Raw genomic sequence first — 18,270 nt, forward strand, 5'->3', positions numbered from 1 at the left:
CGTATGGGCGTCGCTTTTAGATACATATTTTTCGCTCGTCGGCCCGGAACTGAATTTTCTGCCAGCCACTCACCAGAAAACATCGCAACAGTGGAGATAACCATGTTTTCTGCAGTCGGCCAGTCAAGCCGCGTTCAGCCTGCCACGCTCAGTGCCAGCGCAAGGATCCATCCTGATATCAAAATTAAGCCGCCGGTAAACGACGCTGTCCAGGCGCTGGCGGACCTGTTCCATGATAACAAGCTTGCCTACCTTGGCGATCTCCATGGCCAGCACGCAATTCCGGATTTCGTCCGGCATGCCATTCCCGAGTTGAAAAAGGCGGGAGTAGAGCTGCTGGCGGTAGAGTTTGTGAAGTACAGCGACAATGCTCTGTTTCGAGAGGCGCTGGCTCATGGAAAAGAGGCAACAAAAAACTTCATCATGAATGCCTGGTCGAAACACGGTGAGGCCTGGGTAGACAAAGTGGCCGGGGCACTTTATGAAGCGCACAAAGCCGGAATTGCCGTAGCCGGCATCGACCGCCATATCGCGGGCGCGGCGCCAAAAACGCCAATGGAAGCTATCAGATATATGAATAAGAGGCTGGCGTTGAACGGGGCGTGGAACGCCGCAACGGAAAAGGAGGAGCGTGCGATTGGCGCCAGGAAAACGCTGGTTTGGGGCGGCGGCGGGCATTTTCATCACAGCCGTGAGCAGGGGCCGAAGGATATGCGTCCTGGCCCGGTCGTCGCCTTTAGCGCTAGTGAGCAGGGCACAGGCTGCTCGCTGAATGATAAAGACGATAACAGCCATCTGGTGATTCACATACCGAAATAAGAAAAACGGGGAATAACTCTTCCCCCGTTTTTCTTCCCGCGTCAGGAAGCGACCTGGAAAACGCTCACCGTTTCACGCAGGATGCGGGATTGGGTATCGAGCGATGTCGCGGTAGAGGAGGTCACCTCTACCAGGGAGACGTTCTGCTGAAGATTCTTATCCATTTGCGCGACGGCCTGTGCGACCTCGTTAACGCCGGCCGCCTGCTCCGCCGAATTATGCGCAATTTCGTTCACAATACTGTTCACCTGGCTGACGGTAGTCAAAATCTTGCTCATGGTTTCCGCCGCCCGATCGATCTCCTGTGCACCGCTGTTCACCCGCTGGACAGAGCCCGTAATCAGGCCTTTGATTTCTTTTGCAGCGCTGGATGAACGCTGCGCAAGAGCGCGAACCTCGGTGGCGACAACGGCGAAACCTCGCCCCTGTTCACCGGCTCTGGCGGCCTCAACCGCTGCGTTAAGCGCCAGAATATTGGTCTGGAAAGCAATGCCTTCAATGACAGAAGTGATATCCGCAATGCGTACTGACTCCTGAGTAATCTCCTCCATGGTGCTGACGATGCCCTGCACCATTTCACTGCCCTGAGCAACTTCGCTGGAAGCGGAGCTGGCTAGCTTACTGGCATACTGCGCGCTTTCTGCATTGTTGCGTACGGTGCCTGCCACCTGGTCCATGGCCGCCGAAGTTTGCTGCAGGGCGGCAGCCTGGTTTTCGGTACGAGCAGAGAGCGAGCTGCTTCCTTTTGCAATTTCAGCGCTTGCGCTGGCCACCCCTTCGGCATTGCTGCGTACTTCTAGCACCAGCTGACGTAGAGCGTTTTGCATATGGGTGAGGGAGGCCAGAATGCTGCTGGTGTCTTTTTTGCGCAGCGCAGGGGTTTGCGTCAGATCTCCGGCCGCGATGGCGTTGGTCATTCGCAGCAAATCGACTGGTTCACCGCCGAGAGAAAGCGTGATTTTGCGCGTTGTCGACCAGGTGATGAGCAGGCCAAGCGCCACTGCAGCCAGCGCAAGGGTCAGCATTAAAAGATGGAATGTGCGTGCGATGCCCCGAGCGGTATTGGCAAGCGTATCGTTCAGCTGCGTTTCCATGTCAATGAAGCCGTTTATGGTTGCCAGCCAGTTAACAAATGCCGGACGAGCCTGATTAAGGATTATCCGGCGTGCGCCCTCCACGTCGCCTTTTTGCTGCAGAGAAATAATTTCATTCACCAGCGGCAGAGTTTGCTGCTCGGCTTCTTTTATCTTTTCGTACTGCGAGCGTTCTGCCGGGGTGACGTCATTGCCCAGGGAAAAGATGCCCTCCATCGGCTGAACGGATGCCTGGTAATCCTGTTCCAGCTTACGGATATGGTCGATTACGCCAGGCAGTTCGCCGGCAGGAACCAGCGTCACGTCGCGGATGGCTATCGAGCGGTCGTGCACGCTGCCGCGGAAGTTAACGGCATAGCGCTGCTTAACATTATTGATATCGTTAATGGTAATCAGGGCATTATTTATTTTATTTACCTGCATTATCGCCACCAGCGTCAGAACAACCAGCGTCAATAAAATAATGATAAAGCTGCCGGAAATTCGCGAGCCAACGGAAAGGTTTTTAAACATGATAACTCTCTTTTAATTAATATTGAGCATGATGGTGTTGGTGTTGTCAGAGTTTTTTCCTGCAGTGGATACAGGAGGGTAAGTCGCCTTGCAGGTTATTAAGCGAATAGAAAAATTAATATGCAGGAAATTCGTTGTCAATGGGGAGGCGGGCGAGAGCGTCAGGAGTGTAGCCTGAGGTGCAATGCTCTATTTCATAAGTAAAAATGGTTTTTATTTTTAACTTCCCTAAGTCAAATATTCTATTTTAATTATCAATATATTGATTTTTTAAATGGTATTGGCCTGCTTCTTTCGGTGATAAATGAGGCACCCGCCAGGGCAGTTACGTCTGCTAACAAATGTTTATTATTTGTTTAAGATTTATATCTTTGCCTATTAATAAAAAAGGTCAAATCAATCTATTTAAAATAGCATCAGGAATGGCAGGGGTAATCGTTAATCACTTTTATTTCCCTTCTTTTATTAATGTAATGTAAGGGGCTAAAAAAAATTTATTACTTGGGAATAAATTTCCAACTTGTTCGTTCTATGTGCTCAGGAGCTCAATGCTGTTTCATCTTTGTGAGCCGAATCGATGCGAGAACCCCGTTCGATCTAACTCAGATGACCATTTATTCGCCAATGCCAGAAAAAATATACCATTTTTTCCGGAAGGACTTATCCTGAATGGAGTGAAGCGGCGCTCGGATGCTCTGACGCAGCTTCCGTCATTCCTCAAGGATAAAATATGGTCTCTACACATATTGGTTTCCCGACCGAAACGGTGGCGGTATTTATTGCGCTCTCGGTGGGTGCCATTTTCATCGACCTCTTTATGCACCGCAAAGACGAGCCTGTCTCGCTGAAAAGTGCCGCACTGTGGTCGGTGTTCTGGGTTACAGTGGCAATGCTTTTTGCCGGTTTTTTGTATGTGCATCATGGTGCAGAAGTCGCCAGTTTGTTTGTCACCGGCTATGCGCTTGAGAAGGTGCTTTCGGTCGATAATCTGTTTGTCATGATGGCAATTTTTGCCTGGTTCGGCATCCCGGATCGCTTCCGACACCGCGTGCTGTACTGGGGCGTTATCGGGGCGATTGTGTTCAGGGGGATTTTTGTCGCCATCGGCACCGGACTGCTCTCCCTTGGGCCCTATGTTGAAATCGTGTTTGCGCTCATTGTGGCCTGGACGGCGGTGATGATGCTGAAAGGCGACGGCGGGGAGGAAGAGGTCGAGGACTATTCCCAGCATCTGGCCTACCGGTTGGTTAAGCGGTTTTTCCCCCTCTGGCCAAAGCTTGCAGGACGCAAATTCCTGCTTAACCAGGCGGAGGTCGACCGGGAGCTTGAGAAGCCAGAGAACCAGGCGATCTCCGTCGGGCGAGTAAAAAAAGCCGCGCTTTACGCTACGCCGCTGATGCTGTGCGTGGCGGTGGTTGAACTCTCTGATGTGATGTTTGCTTTTGACTCTGTTCCGGCGATCATTGCCGTCAGCCGTGAACCGCTTATCGTCTACAGCGCAATGATGTTCGCGATCCTTGGTCTGCGTACGCTCTATTTCGTGCTGGAGGCGTTAAAACAGTACCTTGTCCACCTTGAAAAAGCCGTGGTGGTGCTGCTGTTCTTTATCGCGGTTAAACTTGGCCTCAATGCCAGCGAACACATCTGGCATCACGGTTATAGCATCTCTGCTACCGCCAGCCTGTATGTTGTGCTCGGCGTGCTGGCGGTGGGCATCATCCTCAGCGTGATGTTCCCGGCAAAACCTGAATCGAGCGACAGCAAGAATTAAGCGGATTGAAGGACGCCTTCAGGCGAGGGTGTGAGGTTGCTAACAAAGAGGGAAAAAGCGTGGTTTTTCCCTCTTTGTGGCTATTAGCCGAAAATCAATAAATTGATTTTCTTTTTTTTGACGAGCCGTCGGTATTTCTTCTTTCGCCAGAGGTATGTCAGCAGTCTGACTCTTTCAGGTGAAGGCGTTTTGTTCACCTGTCTCAGAGAGGTTTGTCGAGGCGTAATCTTTCAATAGGTGAACGGCGACGAGACCAGGCGCGGTGGAAATAGCGCCAGTGGTAATCTCTTGCGGCGGTCAGCAGTTCATAATCCCCTCTTGAATCCCCCCAGGCGCGTAAATGAAGCTGATTAAGCGGCCCATATACCTGTTCCAGACGCTGAATTTTCTGATCGCAGCGGCAGTTATGGCCGTTGATGCGGCCGGTCAGAATGCCGTCAACGACTTCAAGCTGAGTAGCGATAAGCTTAACGCCCAGGCGCTCGGCGAACGGCTTTAGCACGATGGCCGGGGAAGCGGAGCAAAGCGTAACTTCTGCGCCAGAACGCAGCTCGGCAGCGACCGCCATTAACCCACGCGGACGCATCATTTTTTCGAAGTTTTTCGCGCAGTAAACTTCGGCCTTCTCCTTAATCCACTGCTCGTTGACGCCGGTTAAGAAGGTGGAAATCAGCACCTCTTTTAATTCATCACGGGTCAGCTTACGGCGCAGGCATTTGAGCGTTGGCCTGACCATACGCATCATCTTCCGCGCAAAGGTTTTACGCCCAAAGGCAAACCGCAGGAACGGGACAAAGCTATCGCTGTGGGTCAACGTGCCGTCAAAATCGAAGACCGACAGTACGCCAGGCGAAGGATCATTCATAACAACCATAGATTCCCAAATTTCCCTTTTATCTTTACGTCGCGAGGGGATCTTGCGAACGACAGTGAAATTATAAACTTTTAAAACACGCTACGGAAACCGCAGTGAAATATGATAGGGTAGCGCAATGAACAGAAAACACACCGCCCTTATCGTTACCCGTTGGTGGCTGTCTCTTTAGAGGCGGCAGAAATTCGTTCACCCTTTTCTAATAGCCGCCGGAAGGCGGCTATTTCGTTTTATCCGTTCGCCCTCCGGCCAGATTTATCAGCCTCAGGAGGCGCTTATGAACAGTCCACAAGCTTTACAGCAAACCATTCTTACCGGCGATCGCCCAACCGGGCAGCTTCATCTCGGGCATTATGTCGGCTCACTCCGCCAGCGCGTTCAGCTTCAGCACGAGCATCAGCAGTATATTCTGGTGGCCGACCTTCAGGGATTAACCGATAACGGCAGTCGCCCGGAGAAGGTTTCAGGGAATATCCTCGAGGTGATGGCGGACTATCTGGCGGTGGGCATTGATCCGCAGAAATCGACGATCTGCCTGCAATCTTCACTGCCCGCGCTTGCTGAACTCACCATGCTGTATATGAACATCGTTACCGTCGCGCGCGTGGAAAGAAACCCGACGGTCAAAAGTGAGATTGCCCAGAAGGGTTTTGCCCGCTCTCTTCCTGCCGGATTTCTTGTTTACCCGATAAGCCAGGCGGCCGATATCACCGCTTTTAAAGCTAGCCTGGTCCCGGTAGGGGACGATCAGCTGCCGATGATCGAACAGACCAACGAAATCGTGCACAAGATGAATAGCCTGACGACGGCGCCGATATTAACCAGCTGTAAAGCGCTGCTCAGCCCGGTAAGCCGCCTGCCGGGCGTTGACGGAAATGCCAAAATGTCAAAATCGCTGGGTAATACGCTCACCCTTTCCGCCAGTGAACGCCAGATCCATCAGGCCGTCAGCGCCATATTTACCGACCCGGAACATCTGCGCGTCAGCGATCCGGGAAAAGTTGAAGGTAACGTGGTGTTCACTTATCTGGATGCTTTCCATGAAGACAAACAACAGGTTGCGTCGATGAAAGAGCACTACCAGCGCGGCGGGCTCGGCGATCGCCAATGTAAGAACGAACTGGAAACCTGTCTGCAAAACCTGCTCGCGCCAATAAGAGAGCGGAGAAATCGTTTTATTGAGGACAAAGCGTATCTGAATGAGGTGCTTAAAGCAGGGAGTGAAAAAGCGCGAGCGCTTACTCAGCAAACGGCCGATGAAGTGAAACGTGCGCTTGGGCTACCGGTGCTATTTTAAAGATGGAAGGGCGCAGAGAGACTTACTCAGATGGGGGATTATGGATTACCATTATTGGGCAACTTTCGCGAATATTCACAGGGACAGCCCATCAGATGCGTTATTCAGCCGCAGCACTCCTTCCAATCCTGGTTTTACTCTCTGCCTGTAGCAGTAAACCGAAAACCGCCGCGCAGCAGCAGACCAGCGGCACGCCGTCGGGCGGTTTCCTGCTGCAGCCGCAGCACGATGTATTTATGCAAACCGGTGACTTTGCTTACAACCCGGAAGCAGAGAAATTTATCGATAAAATGGTGAATGAGCATGGCTTTGACCGTCGCCAGCTGCATGAAGTGCTGTCCCAGGCAAAACGTCTGGACTACGTGCTACGACTCATGGATCAGCAGGCGCCAACGACCGCCCCGCCAGCCGGGCCGAACGGCGCGTGGCTGCGCTATCGTGGGAAATTCATCACCCCGGATAACGTGCAAAACGGCGTTAAGTTCTGGAACCAGTATGAGTCTGCCCTGAACCGCGCTTACCAGGTTTATGGCGTGCCGCCGGAAATCATCGTTGGGATCATCGGCGTTGAAACCCGGTGGGGGCGCGTAATGGGCAAAACACGCATTGTGGATGCGCTGGCTACGCTGGCCTTTGCCTACCCGCGTCGCGCGCAATACTTTGCAGGCGAGCTGGAAACCTTCCTGCTGATGGCGCGTAACGAAGGCGACGATCCGCTGGCGTTGAAGGGCTCTTTTGCCGGAGCAATGGGCTACGGGCAATTCATGCCTTCCTCATTTAAAGAGTACGCGGTGGACTTCAACGGCGACGGGCACGTGAACCTGTGGGACCCGGAGGACGCTATCGGCAGCGTGGCGAACTACTTCAAAGCTCACGGCTGGGAGAAAGGTGATATGGTTGCCGTGCCGGCTAACGGCCAGGTGCCGGGGCTGGCTAACGGCTTCAATACCAAATACACCGTTGCGGCGCTTGGCCAGTCCGGGCTGAGCCCGCAGGGTTCACTCGGAAACCATCAGCAAGTAAGCCTGCTGCGGCTGGATATGGGCGATCGTTATCAGTACTGGTACGGTTTGCCGAACTTCTACGCCATTACGCGCTATAACCACAGCACCCATTATGCGATGGCTGTGTGGCAATTAGGGCAAGCCGTGGCGTTGGCCCGCGTACAGTAGTCTGTCTGGCTCGCCCTTCGGGCGGGCCCGTTTGCTTCAGGTCTGGTTTTATCCCTCCCGGTTTACGCTTCGTTTATCCCGAATTCTGCATCAGGAATTTACAACTCGCTTGCATTGCCTTATGTTATGTTATAACGAAACAATATTGGTGTCGGTATGTCCGCTGTTGCTCCCTCTTCCTTATTCAGCCTTTCCGGGCTGCTGCGCGTAGCCCTTGTGGCCGCGCTGATCCTCATACTGTGGGGCGCCATTCACTGGGCGGTCATCCTGCCATGATCGAATTGAAGAATCTTGAACTGGGCTACTACGGCAACGTGGTGGTCTCGGCCATCAGCGGCCATTTTCAGCGCGGAAGTATGACGGCGGTGATCGGCGCTAACGGCTGCGGTAAGTCCACGCTCTTAAAGACGCTGGCCGGGCTACTGCCTCCGATTTCCGGCAGCGTTAACTTTCAGGACAATATGCGCCCGCGTATTGCCTGGCTGCCGCAGTTAGGAGAGATGGACAGGCAGTTTCCCGCCACGGTTTATGACGTGGTTTGCATGGGAAGCTGGCCGGGACGAGGGCTATTTTCTGGCCTGGGCCGCAAACACCGTGAACGCGTGATGGAGGCCATTGAGCGCGTTGGCTTAAGTGAGCACTACCTGCGTCCGATTGATGTGCTCTCCGGGGGGCAGTTTCAGCGTATGCTTTTTGCCCGCCTGCTGGTGCAGGACGCGCCTCTGGTGCTGCTCGATGAGCCGTTTACCGGCGTCGACGCGCAGACCAGTGAATTTTTAATGGAACTGATGTGCCAGATGCATCGGGATGGAAAGACCCTCATCAGCGTGCTGCATAACAATGAGCTGGTGCGCCGTCACTTTCCTGAAGTGCTGCTGCTCACCTCGGAGGGTTACCAGTGGGGTAACGCCGATGAGGCCTTAGCGCAATACGCCTCCTTTCGCCCACGCCTGGTACAAACAGCATGATTTATCATCTCTTTATTGAGCCTTTTGTGGCCTATGGTTTTATGCGTCGGGCGCTGGTGGCCTGCCTGGCGCTTTCCCTGAGTACCGTTCCGCTTGGCATTTTTCTTCTGCTGCGCCGCATGAGCCTGGTGGGGGATGCGCTTTCTCACGCCATTTTACCCGGCGTCGCCGTGGGGTATCTGGTTGCCGGCATGTCGCTGGTGGCGATGGGTATCGGGGGCTTTATCGCAGGCGTGCTGGTCGCTTTGCTTTCCGGCTGGGTGAGCGCCAGAACACCGCTAAAAGAAGATGCCAGCTTTGCCGGGTTCTACCTCGGTTCTCTGGCGCTCGGCGTGACGCTGATTTCTTTACGCGGCTCCAGCGTTGACCTGCTGCATTTACTGTTTGGCTCGATTCTCGCCGTGGATGGCGAGGCCATTAAGTTTGTTGGCCTGATCGCCAGCGGGACGCTGGTTGCCCTGGCGTTGCTTTATCGCGGGCTGGTGATGGAATCCTTTGACCGCAGTTTTTTGCAGGTTAACAACAAGCGGCTGCCGTCGCTGATCCACGGCACGTTTCTGGCGCTGCTGGTGCTGAACCTGGTGGCCGGTTTCCAGATCCTCGGCACATTAATGTCCGTTGGCCTCATGATGCTGCCTGCGATCGCCGCGCGCTGCTGGGCTAAGACGCTGCCGGGCTCGATTCTCCTTGCCGTACTGTGTGGGCTTATTTGTGCCTGGTTAGGGCTGGTGTGGTCTTTCTACGCCTCGTTACCCGCCGGGCCGGCCATTGTGCTTACGGCGAGCGTCGCATTCTTTATCTCAATACTTTTCGGACCGCGCAGCGTGCTTGCAGGGAGCCTGCTGCGTAGGAAATTGGCAATCATAAAGGGGGTTAAATGAAACGTTTAGGGATTGGTATTGCGCTGGCTCTGGCGCTTTCCAGCCAGATGGCTGCGGCTAAGACGCTGAATGTGGTGGCAAGTTTCACCGTACTGGCGGATATGGCAAAACAGGTTGGCGGCGACCATGTGAAGGTCACAAGCCTGGTTGGGCCGGATGGTGACCCGCATAGCTTTGAGCCGTCACCCAAAGACAGCGTGGCGTTGCGTAACGCGGACGTCGTGATCGTTAGCGGGCTCGGCATGGAAGGGTGGATGGATCGCCTGGTGACCGCATCAGGCTATAAAGGGAAAGTTATTGTCGCTTCACAGGGGATCACTACCCGCAGTATGGAAGAAGATGGCAAATCGATTACCGATCCACATGCGTGGAACAGTGCGGCAAACGGGGCAACCTACGCGGAAAATATCACCGCGGCGCTGGCTGCAGCCGACCCACAGGATGCAGCGGCAATCCGCAAAAGCGGTGATAGCTACGCGGCACGCCTGAAGCAGCTCGACAGCTGGGCGAAAAAACGCTTTGCAGATGTCCCTCAGTCACACCGTAAGGTCCTTACCAGCCACGATGCGTTCGGCTATTTCGGTGAAGCTTATGGCGTGACCTTCCTGGCACCGGTGGGCTTTTCAACCGAAGCCCAGGCCAGCGCCAGCGACGTTGCCTCTCTAATCAAACAGCTGAAAGATGAACATATCTCTACCTACTTCATCGAAAATCAGACCGATCCGCGTCTGGTGAAGCAAATTGCCGGCGCGACCGGTGCTAAGCCCGGCGGTGAGCTCTATCCTGAGGCGCTTTCCGGCCCAGGTGGCCCGGCAAGTACCTACGAAATGGCGTTCAAGCACAACGTGAACACCATTGCCAACAGCATGAAATAGTCTTCTCCCTCCGGCCAGCTTTCGCTGGCCGTTTCATTTCTGGAACCCTTCCCGTATATCCTGATGTAATCCCCTGAAACGTCCGTAAAGTGCTATCGTGTTGGTTATTGATATGTCTACAATCGGAGCCAGCATGACAGACAGCGCATTGTTTGAGCTAAGCAAGCAGGTCGGAAGCGCCCTTGCTCGGCTTGGGGCCACCGTGACCACCGCAGAGTCCTGTACCGGCGGCTGGATAGCGAAAGTCATTACCGACGTGTCGGGGAGTTCCGCCTGGTTTGAGCGGGGCTTTGTGACCTACAGCAATGAGGCCAAGCATCAGCTGATCGGCGTGAATGAGCGGACGCTGGCAGCCTATGGCGCCGTCAGCGAGGGCGTGGTGCTTGAGATGGCGCAAGGTGCGCTTGCCGCAGCGAGGGCTCATTATGCCGTGTCCGTCAGCGGTATCGCCGGGCCGGACGGCGGCAGCGATGAAAAGCCGGTCGGTACGGTGTGGTTTGGCTTCGCAGATAAGCAAGGCAGAACGCTGGCAAAGGTGCAGCGCTTTGACGGCGACCGGGATGCTGTGCGCCGCCAGGCCACGGAATACGCCCTGCAAAGCCTGTGGGATGATTTTCTAAAAAATAAACTTGATACTGTATGACTGTACAGTATAATTGCCTCAACGAAACAGTATTGAGAACGCGGGGGTGCGAATCAGCGCATCACTCAGCATGACAGGAGTAGAAATGGCTATCGACGAAAACAAACAGAAGGCGTTAGCGGCAGCACTGGGCCAGATTGAAAAACAATTTGGTAAAGGCTCCATCATGCGCCTGGGTGAAGACCGTTCCATGGACGTGGAAACGATCTCTACCGGTTCACTTTCACTGGACATCGCGCTGGGCGCGGGCGGCCTGCCGATGGGCCGTGTCGTAGAAATCTACGGGCCTGAATCTTCCGGTAAAACCACGCTGACCCTGCAGGTTATCGCCGCCGCGCAGCGCAGCGGTAAAACCTGTGCGTTTATCGATGCCGAACACGCGCTGGACCCGGTCTACGCCAAGAAGCTGGGCGTTGATATCGACAACCTGCTGTGCTCCCAGCCGGATACCGGCGAGCAGGCGCTGGAAATCTGTGACGCGCTGGCACGCTCCGGTGCGGTTGACGTCATTATCGTCGACTCCGTTGCGGCACTGACGCCGAAGGCGGAAATCGAAGGTGAAATCGGTGACTCTCACATGGGCCTTGCGGCACGTATGATGAGCCAGGCGATGCGTAAGCTGGCGGGTAACCTGAAGCAGTCCAACACGCTGCTGATCTTCATCAACCAGATCCGTATGAAAATTGGCGTGATGTTCGGTAACCCGGAAACCACTACCGGCGGTAACGCGCTGAAGTTCTATGCCTCTGTGCGCCTCGACATTCGTCGCATCGGTGCGGTGAAAGATGGCGAAAACGTCGTCGGCAGCGAAACCCGCGTGAAGGTTGTGAAGAACAAAATTGCAGCACCGTTTAAACAGGCTGAATTCCAGATCCTCTACGGCGAAGGTATCAACTTCTACGGCGAGCTGGTTGACCTGGGCGTGAAGCACAAGCTGATTGAGAAAGCGGGTGCATGGTACAGCTACAACGGCGAAAAAATCGGACAGGGCAAGGCAAACGCCAGCAACTTCCTGAAAGAGAACAAGCCAATGGCTGAAGAAATCGAGAAGAAACTGCGCGAAATGCTGCTGAATAACCAGGACAGCACGCCAGACTTCACGGTAGATGACCACGACGCAGACGCGGTTGAAACCAACGAAGACTTCTAAAACTGTAAGGGCCGCAAATGCGGCCCTTTATGCTTTTCTCCTCTCTGATAACCCCAACCTTTGCCACACGACTTTATGCCAGATAACGCCGCTTCTCCCCGCCGCACTCCCTTTGCCCGCCTTTTAGATAAGGCCACCCGTATACTTGCCATGCGCGACCATAGCGAGCATGAGCTGCGCCATAAGTTGGCTACACCTTCTGCCTTTGCGGCAAAGTTTGCCCGGGAGGACGAGCCGGAGATAACGCAGGAGGAGATCGATAAGGTCATAGCCTGGTGCTATGAACATCGCTGGCTGGATGACGTTCAGTTTGCGTCACGTTTTATTGCCAGCCGCAGCCGGAAAGGCTATGGCCCACAGCGTATTCGCCAGGAACTGAAGCAAAAGGGCATCGCTCGGGAAACTGGCGAGTCGGCGATGATGGCCTGTGAAATTGACTGGCAGCCGCTGGCGCGTGAGCTGGCCGAACGAAAGTTTGGCACACCGCTGCCGACAGAGTGGCAGGCAAAGGCAAAAGTGCAGCGTTTTCTTCTCTATCGTGGCTTCTTTATGGAAGACATTCAGGAGATCTGGCGAAATTTTGCTGATTAAGGCAACACTGGATTTTACTTCCCACGCCAGAAAACTTATCTTATTCCCACTTTTTTCCAGGTAAGCTGGCCTGAGCCGTCTGCGTTACGGCCGTTATGGCAGGTTTACAACTCTTCGTTAGCTTGATTCCAGGATAATTATGAGCAAGAGCACCGCTGAGATCCGTCAGGCGTTTCTCGATTTTTTCCATAGTAAAGGTCACCAGGTTGTAGCGAGCAGCTCCCTGGTTCCGAATAACGATCCGACTTTGCTGTTTACCAATGCCGGGATGAACCAGTTCAAGGATGTCTTCCTGGGTCTCGACAAGCGTAACTACTCACGTGCAACAACGTCTCAGCGTTGCGTCCGTGCAGGCGGCAAGCATAACGATCTGGAAAACGTCGGTTACACCGCACGCCACCATACCTTCTTCGAAATGCTGGGTAACTTCAGCTTTGGCGACTATTTCAAACGCGATGCGATTAGCTTTGCCTGGGAACTGCTGACCGGTGAAAACTGGTTCGCTCTGCCGAAAGAGCGTCTGTGGGTGACCGTCTATGAAACTGATGACGAAGCCTATGAGATCTGGGAAAAAGAAGTTGGCGTGCCGCGCGAGCGCATTATTCGCATTGGCGATAACAAAGGCGCCGCCTTCGCATCCGATAACTTCTGGCAGATGGGCGACACCGGTCCTTGCGGTCCGTGCACCGAGATTTTCTACGATCACGGCGATCACATTTGGGGCGGCCCTCCGGGGAGTCCTGAAGAAGACGGCGACCGCTATATTGAGATCTGGAACATCGTGTTCATGCAGTTTAACCGTCAGATTGACGGCACTATGCTGCCGCTGCCAAAACCGTCGGTGGATACCGGTATGGGTCTGGAGCGTATTGCCGCTGTTCTTCAGCACGTTAACTCCAACTACGATATCGATCTGTTCAAAAAGCTGATCCAGTCCGTTGCAGAAGTGACCGGCGCGACCGACCTGTCTAACAAATCTCTACGCGTTATTGCGGACCACATCCGTTCTTGCGCGTTCCTGATTGCCGACGGCGTAACGCCTTCTAACGAAAACCGTGGTTATGTTCTGCGCCGTATCATTCGCCGTGCTATCCGTCACGGCAATATGCTGGGTGCGAAAGAGACCTTCTTCTATAAGCTTGTGGGGCCGTTAGTTGAGGTGATGGGCGCTGCGGGCGAAGAACTGGCAAAACAGCAGGCGCTGGTTGAGCAAGTTCTGAAAACGGAAGAAGAGCAGTTTGCCCGTACGCTGGAACGTGGCCTGGCGCTGCTGGATGATGAGCTGGCGAAGCTGAAGGGCGACACGCTGGACGGTGAAACCGCTTTCCGCCTGTATGACACCTATGGTTTCCCTGTGGATCTGACGGCTGACGTCTGCCGCGAGCGCAACATCAAAGTTGATGAAGCGGGCTTTGAAGCCGCAATGGAAGAGCAGCGCCGCCGTGCGCGCGAGTCCAGCGGTTTTGGTGCGGACTACAACAGCATGATCCGCGTGGATTCTGCTTCTGAATTTAAAGGCTACGACAGCCTCGATCTGAACGCGAAAGTGACCGCGCTGTTCGTTGACGGCAAATCCGTTGACCAGCTCACTGCGGGTCAGGAAGCGGTCGTCGTGCTGAACGAGACGCCGTTCTACGGTGAGTCAGGCGGCCAGGTAGGCGATAAAGGTACCGTTAAAGCCAACGGCGTCGACTTCGCGGTTAACGATACTCAGAAATATGGTCAGGCTATCGGTCACCTGGGCAAGCTGGTGTCCGGCGTGTTAAAAGTGGGCGACAGCGTTGAAGCGAAAGTTGACGAAGCCCGTCGCGCTCGCATTCGCCTGAACCACTCCGCAACGCACCTGCTGCATGCTGCGTTGCGCCAGGTTCTGGGCACTCATGTTGCGCAGAAAGGTTCCCTGGTAAACGATAAAGGCCTGCGTTTCGACTTCTCGCATTTTGAAGCGATGAAGCCGGCTGAAATTCGTGCCGTAGAAGATATCGTCAACGCGCAAATTCGTCGTAACCTGCCTGTCGAAACCAACGTAATGGACCTCGAAGCGGCGAAAGCGAAGGGCGCAATGGCGCTGTTCGGTGAGAAATATGACGATCACGTGCGCGTTCTGAGCATGGGCGACTTCTCCACCGAGCTGTGCGGCGGTACTCATGCGTCCCGTACGGGTGATATCGGTCTGTTCCGCATCGTGGCCGAGTCCGGTACGGCTGCGGGCGTGCGTCGTATTGAGGCGGTGACCGGCGAAGGCGCACTGGCTAACCTTCATGCACAAAGCGACCAGCTGCATGATATCGCTCAGTTGCTCAAGGGAGACAGCCAGAACCTGAATGAGAAGGTTCGTTCCGTACTGGAACGTACTCGCCAGCTGGAGAAAGAGCTGCAGCAGCTGAAAGAACAGCAGGCTTCGCAGGAGAGCGCAAATCTCTCCAGCAGAGCGGTTGAAGTAAAAGGCGTTAAATTACTGGTAAGCGAGCTGAGCAACGTCGAGCCTAAGATGTTGCGTACGATGGTCGATGACCTGAAAAATCAGCTTGGCTCCGCCGTGATTGTTCTGGCCACTGTGGCAGAAGGGAAAGTGTCTCTGATTGCTGGTGTCTCCAAAGATGTGACCGACCGCGTGAAGGCGGGGGAACTGGTGGGGATGGTTGCACAGCAGGTTGGTGGCAAAGGGGGCGGTCGTCCTGATATGGCTCAGGCCGGGGGTACAGATGCGGCAGCATTGCCTGGCGCACTGGCCGGCGTGGAAGCCTGGGTTACGGCAAAACTCTGAAAATAACTAAAAGTGTACTACGCCATGACTGTTCTCAGTTATGGCGTACTAACATTAACATACTATCAATAATGATAAAGTCAGGTTGAAGTTGTGTATATCGGCTAAACTTAGATATAACAGAGTGTAATGTTATGACAGAGTTCGTTTTATCTATTTGTCATCCGCTACATTTTCGCGTTATATGATGGATAATGCCGGGATACAGAGAGACCCGACTCTTTTAATCTTTCAAGGAGCAAAGAATGTTAATTCTGACTCGTCGAGTTGGTGAGACCCTTATGATTGGGGATGAGGTGACGGTGACTGTGCTAGGGGTAAAAGGCAACCAGGTCCGTATTGGTGTTAACGCTCCAAAAGAGGTCTCTGTGCATCGCGAAGAGATCTACCAACGTATCCAGGCTGAAAAATCTCAACAAACGAATTTCTAAAGATATCGCGTCTCGCTGAACTACAGCGAGGCGCACCTCCCTCCCGCTGTTCCCTCTCTTTCTGCTGCTGATGTCATTCTCGCTTCGTTTATTGCCCAGCTGTTTCTGCGCGCTTACCGCCGTTTGCCTGTTGATAAAACACTCTTTTTGCCTCCAAATTACGCTAATCGAACGTGATTTGTGCAATCGATAGCGAGTCGGGAAAAATTGTTTGACTTATAAGTCCCAGAAAGTAATATGTGCGCCACGCAGCGACGAGAAGCTCTTACGAGTAACCCGAAGCACTCGAAAGAGGCGTGTGGTGAGGTGGCCGAGAGGCTGAAGGCGCTCCCCTGCTAAGGGAGTATGCGGTCAAAAGCTGCATCCGGGGTTCGAATCCCCGCCTCACCGCCATTTTGCATCCGTAGCTCAGCTGGATAGAGTACTCGGCTACGAACCGAGCGGTCGGAGGTTCGAATCCTCCCGGATGCACCATTCTTCTCCGGTATTGCCTGAGAATGTAGGCAGTACTGAGTCAGCAGTAAAAGCAGTAATCCTGATGCATCCGTAGCTCAGCTGGATAGAGTACTCGGCTACGAACCGAGCGGTCGGAGGTTCGAATCCTCCCGGATGCACCATTCTTCTCCGGTATTGCCTGAGAATGTAGGCAGTACTGAGTCAGCAGTAAAAGCAGTATCCCCGATGCATCCGTAGCTCAGCTGGATAGAGTACTCGGCTACGAACCGAGCGGTCGGAGGTTCGAATCCTCCCGGATGCACCATACTTTCCCGCATCATTAGCGATGACGGTGTGACAGAGAAAGTTAATTTCTCCGCCAGCACCAGGGAGAATAACGTTGCTTCAGCAACGGCCCTTTAGGGCGAGCCTTCGGTGAGTCATCCTCCCGGATGTACCATCTTCATCAGTGTTGCGGCATGATGAGCGACATTGAGTCAGCAGTAAAAGCAGTAATCCCGATGCATCCGTAGCTCAGCTGGATAGAGTACTCGGCTACGAACCGAGCGGTCGGAGGTTCGAATCCTCCCGGATGCACCATATTTTCCCGCATCATTAGCGATGACGGTGTGACAGAGAAAGTCAATTTCTCCGCCAGCACCAGGGAGGATAACGTTGCTTCAGCAACGGCCCTTTAGGGCGAGCCTTCAGCGAGTCATCCTCCCGGATGCACCATATTCTCCCAGTGATCTTTAAGTCATCCTCCCGGATGCACCATATCTCCTCTGTACGCTTTTTGAAATTCCCCATCGACACCTGTTTCTCCAGTTTTTGATACCCCTTTTTCGCAACGCCCCCCAGACCACAGACAGCGACAATTTCAGCCATTTACGCTACAGTAACGCCTCGACATTCAGTGAAGTGAGGGTGAGATGTACGATCGCTATGACGGTTTAATCTTTGATATGGACGGTACAATTCTCGATACGGAGCCGACTCATCGCAAAGCCTGGCGTGAAACGCTTGGCCGCTATGGTATGAGCTTTGACGAGCAGGCGATGGTTGCCCTGAACGGTGCGCCAAGCTGGAAAATTGCCGCTGCTATCATTGAAAGCCACAATGCCGATCTCGATCCTCACCGTCTCGCAACTGAAAAAACCGCTGCCGTACGCGCTATGCTGCTGGATACAGTGCGCCCGCTGCCGCTGATTGAAGTGGTGAAAACCTGGCACGGTCGCCGTCCTATGTCAGTCGGGACCGGTAGCGAAAGCGATATTGCAGAAGCGCTGCTCAATCATCTGGGTCTTCGTCACTACTTTGCTGCAGTGGTGGCAGCAGATCATGTTAAGCACCATAAGCCTGCGCCTGATACCTTCCTACGCTGCGCCGAACTGATGGGCGTCGCGCCGGAAAAGTGTGTTGTGTTTGAAGATGCTGACTTTGGCCTTCAGGCCGCGCGCAGTGCGGGGATGGATGCTGTGGATGTGCGCCTACTGTGAGCGACACGCTGTCGCTCCTTTCACTGTTCACCAGCAGCTTCCTGAGCGCGACTCTGCTGCCAGGCAGCTCCGAAGCGGTGCTTGTGGCGCTGCTGGTCGCCGGCAGCGGCCCGGTATCGGTTCTTGTGATAATAGCAACAATCGGTAATAGCCTTGGCGGTATGACTAACGTTATTCTGGGGCGCTTTTTCCCGCAGCGCATCCAATCGCGCTGGCAGGGAAAAGCGACCGACTGGTTGACTCGTTTTGGCCCAGCCACGCTTTTACTGAGCTGGATGCCGCTGATAGGCGATCTGTTGTGCCTTCTGGCCGGGTGGTTACGCCTGAGCTGGGGGCCGGTGATATTCTTTTTATGCCTTGGCAAAGCGCTACGCTACATCGTTGTCGCGGCTGCAACGGTACAAGGCATGGCGTGGTGGCACTAATTGCGTGGGATGACTCTTCATCACCGGCGAAAACAATTATGCTTATTAAAATAAATTCGACAGGC

The 18,270-nt window shown here is 54.0% G+C and carries 16 protein-coding genes and 5 tRNA genes; 19 read left to right on the top strand and 2 right to left on the bottom strand.

Annotation, left to right across the window (positions count from 1 at the left end; translation table 11 throughout):
• Nucleotides 1-102: 102 nt before the first annotated feature.
• A complete protein-coding gene (locus EL098_RS03920) occupies nt 103-819 on the top strand; it encodes a Type III secretion system effector HopBA1 (RefSeq protein ID WP_126354937.1) in 717 nt (238 codons plus the stop codon).
• Between the two features lie 41 nt (nt 820-860).
• Here the strand turns inward: EL098_RS03920 and EL098_RS03925 are convergent, their stop codons facing one another.
• On the bottom strand, nt 861-2,426 hold the full coding sequence (locus EL098_RS03925; RefSeq protein ID WP_126354939.1) for a methyl-accepting chemotaxis protein: 1,566 nt from the start codon (nt 2,424-2,426) through the stop codon (nt 861-863).
• A 730-nt stretch (nt 2,427-3,156) separates the two neighbouring features.
• Between EL098_RS03925 and EL098_RS03930 the strand changes: the two genes are divergently transcribed.
• A complete protein-coding gene (locus EL098_RS03930) occupies nt 3,157-4,197 on the top strand; it encodes a TerC/Alx family metal homeostasis membrane protein (RefSeq protein ID WP_126354941.1) in 1,041 nt (346 codons plus the stop codon).
• Nucleotides 4,198-4,399: 202 nt separating this feature from the next.
• Here the strand turns inward: EL098_RS03930 and EL098_RS03935 are convergent, their stop codons facing one another.
• The gene (locus tag EL098_RS03935; protein WP_126354943.1) at nt 4,400-5,071 is read right to left on the bottom strand and encodes an HAD-IB family hydrolase; all 672 of its coding nucleotides are present in this window, start codon (nt 5,069-5,071) and stop codon (nt 4,400-4,402) included.
• Between the two features lie 277 nt (nt 5,072-5,348).
• Here EL098_RS03935 and trpS point away from each other — a divergent pair, with 277 nt between their 5' ends.
• The 17 genes from trpS (at nt 5,349) to EL098_RS04020 (ending at nt 18,205) form a co-directional block, all read left to right on the top strand.
• Nucleotides 5,349-6,368: a tryptophan--tRNA ligase gene (gene trpS / locus EL098_RS03940; protein WP_126354945.1), complete on the top strand. Its 1,020-nt coding sequence runs from the start codon at nt 5,349-5,351 to the stop codon at nt 6,366-6,368.
• 95 nt (nt 6,369-6,463) lie between these two features.
• Complete coding sequence (gene mltB / locus EL098_RS03945) at nt 6,464-7,540, top strand: lytic murein transglycosylase B (protein ID WP_126354947.1); 1,077 nt, start codon at nt 6,464-6,466, stop codon at nt 7,538-7,540.
• 272 nt (nt 7,541-7,812) lie between these two features.
• Nucleotides 7,813-8,508 carry a metal ABC transporter ATP-binding protein gene (locus EL098_RS03950; protein WP_126354949.1) on the top strand — a complete coding sequence of 232 codons (696 nt, stop codon included), beginning with the start codon at nt 7,813-7,815 and terminating at the stop codon, nt 8,506-8,508.
• Complete coding sequence (locus tag EL098_RS03955) at nt 8,505-9,389, top strand: metal ABC transporter permease (RefSeq protein ID WP_126354951.1); 885 nt, start codon at nt 8,505-8,507, stop codon at nt 9,387-9,389. Before EL098_RS03950 ends, EL098_RS03955 begins: the two co-directional genes overlap by 4 nt.
• On the top strand, nt 9,386-10,264 hold the full coding sequence (locus tag EL098_RS03960) for a metal ABC transporter substrate-binding protein (RefSeq protein WP_126354953.1): 879 nt from the start codon (nt 9,386-9,388) through the stop codon (nt 10,262-10,264). Before EL098_RS03955 ends, EL098_RS03960 begins: the two co-directional genes overlap by 4 nt.
• A 133-nt stretch (nt 10,265-10,397) precedes the next feature.
• A complete protein-coding gene (gene pncC, locus EL098_RS03965; protein ID WP_126358348.1) occupies nt 10,398-10,907 on the top strand; it encodes a nicotinamide-nucleotide amidase in 510 nt (169 codons plus the stop codon).
• Nucleotides 10,908-10,992: 85 nt separating this feature from the next.
• Nucleotides 10,993-12,057: a recombinase RecA gene (recA, locus tag EL098_RS03970; RefSeq protein WP_126354955.1), complete on the top strand. Its 1,065-nt coding sequence runs from the start codon at nt 10,993-10,995 to the stop codon at nt 12,055-12,057.
• 75 nt (nt 12,058-12,132) lie between these two features.
• Nucleotides 12,133-12,648 carry a regulatory protein RecX gene (locus tag EL098_RS03975; protein WP_126354957.1) on the top strand — a complete coding sequence of 172 codons (516 nt, stop codon included), beginning with the start codon at nt 12,133-12,135 and terminating at the stop codon, nt 12,646-12,648.
• A 139-nt stretch (nt 12,649-12,787) separates the two neighbouring features.
• Nucleotides 12,788-15,415: an alanine--tRNA ligase gene (gene alaS / locus EL098_RS03980; protein ID WP_126354959.1), complete on the top strand. Its 2,628-nt coding sequence runs from the start codon at nt 12,788-12,790 to the stop codon at nt 15,413-15,415.
• A gap of 245 nt (nt 15,416-15,660) precedes the next feature.
• Nucleotides 15,661-15,846, top strand: coding sequence for a carbon storage regulator CsrA (gene csrA / locus EL098_RS03985; protein ID WP_008458257.1), 186 nt, complete (start codon nt 15,661-15,663; stop codon nt 15,844-15,846).
• A gap of 300 nt (nt 15,847-16,146) precedes the next feature.
• Nucleotides 16,147-16,239: transfer RNA gene (locus EL098_RS03990), tRNA-Ser, on the top strand.
• 4 nt (nt 16,240-16,243) lie between these two features.
• Nucleotides 16,244-16,320, top strand: a tRNA-Arg gene (locus tag EL098_RS03995).
• A 66-nt stretch (nt 16,321-16,386) separates the two neighbouring features.
• Nucleotides 16,387-16,463 (top strand) — tRNA-Arg (locus tag EL098_RS04000).
• 66 nt (nt 16,464-16,529) lie between these two features.
• Nucleotides 16,530-16,606 (top strand) — tRNA-Arg (locus tag EL098_RS04005).
• Nucleotides 16,607-16,804: 198 nt separating this feature from the next.
• Nucleotides 16,805-16,881: transfer RNA gene (locus tag EL098_RS04010), tRNA-Arg, on the top strand.
• 332 nt (nt 16,882-17,213) lie between these two features.
• A complete protein-coding gene (gene yqaB / locus EL098_RS04015) occupies nt 17,214-17,780 on the top strand; it encodes a fructose-1-phosphate/6-phosphogluconate phosphatase (protein WP_126354962.1) in 567 nt (188 codons plus the stop codon).
• Nucleotides 17,777-18,205, top strand: a complete 429-nt coding sequence (locus tag EL098_RS04020; RefSeq protein ID WP_008458252.1) for a YqaA family protein — start codon at nt 17,777-17,779, stop codon at nt 18,203-18,205. Before yqaB ends, EL098_RS04020 begins: the two co-directional genes overlap by 4 nt.
• Nucleotides 18,206-18,270: the final 65 nt, after the last annotated feature.

It is taken from the genome of Cedecea lapagei, from assembly GCF_900635955.1.
GTDB classification, from domain to species: domain Bacteria; phylum Pseudomonadota; class Gammaproteobacteria; order Enterobacterales; family Enterobacteriaceae; genus Cedecea; species Cedecea lapagei.

Coding starts and splice junctions, on each gene's coding strand:
- EL098_RS03920 (WP_126354937.1), top strand. CDS start 103: ATGTTTTCTGCAGTCGGCCAGTCAAGCCGCGTTCAGCCTGCCACGCTC.
- EL098_RS03925 (WP_126354939.1), bottom strand. CDS start 2,426: ATGTTTAAAAACCTTTCCGTTGGCTCGCGAATTTCCGGCAGCTTTATC.
- EL098_RS03930 (WP_126354941.1), top strand. CDS start 3,157: ATGGTCTCTACACATATTGGTTTCCCGACCGAAACGGTGGCGGTATTT.
- EL098_RS03935 (WP_126354943.1), bottom strand. CDS start 5,071: ATGGTTGTTATGAATGATCCTTCGCCTGGCGTACTGTCGGTCTTCGAT.
- trpS (WP_126354945.1), top strand. CDS start 5,349: ATGAACAGTCCACAAGCTTTACAGCAAACCATTCTTACCGGCGATCGC.
- mltB (WP_126354947.1), top strand. CDS start 6,464: ATGCGTTATTCAGCCGCAGCACTCCTTCCAATCCTGGTTTTACTCTCT.
- EL098_RS03950 (WP_126354949.1), top strand. CDS start 7,813: ATGATCGAATTGAAGAATCTTGAACTGGGCTACTACGGCAACGTGGTG.
- EL098_RS03955 (WP_126354951.1), top strand. CDS start 8,505: ATGATTTATCATCTCTTTATTGAGCCTTTTGTGGCCTATGGTTTTATG.
- EL098_RS03960 (WP_126354953.1), top strand. CDS start 9,386: ATGAAACGTTTAGGGATTGGTATTGCGCTGGCTCTGGCGCTTTCCAGC.
- pncC (WP_126358348.1), top strand. CDS start 10,398: ATGACAGACAGCGCATTGTTTGAGCTAAGCAAGCAGGTCGGAAGCGCC.
- recA (WP_126354955.1), top strand. CDS start 10,993: ATGGCTATCGACGAAAACAAACAGAAGGCGTTAGCGGCAGCACTGGGC.
- EL098_RS03975 (WP_126354957.1), top strand. CDS start 12,133: ATGCCAGATAACGCCGCTTCTCCCCGCCGCACTCCCTTTGCCCGCCTT.
- alaS (WP_126354959.1), top strand. CDS start 12,788: ATGAGCAAGAGCACCGCTGAGATCCGTCAGGCGTTTCTCGATTTTTTC.
- csrA (WP_008458257.1), top strand. CDS start 15,661: ATGTTAATTCTGACTCGTCGAGTTGGTGAGACCCTTATGATTGGGGAT.
- yqaB (WP_126354962.1), top strand. CDS start 17,214: ATGTACGATCGCTATGACGGTTTAATCTTTGATATGGACGGTACAATT.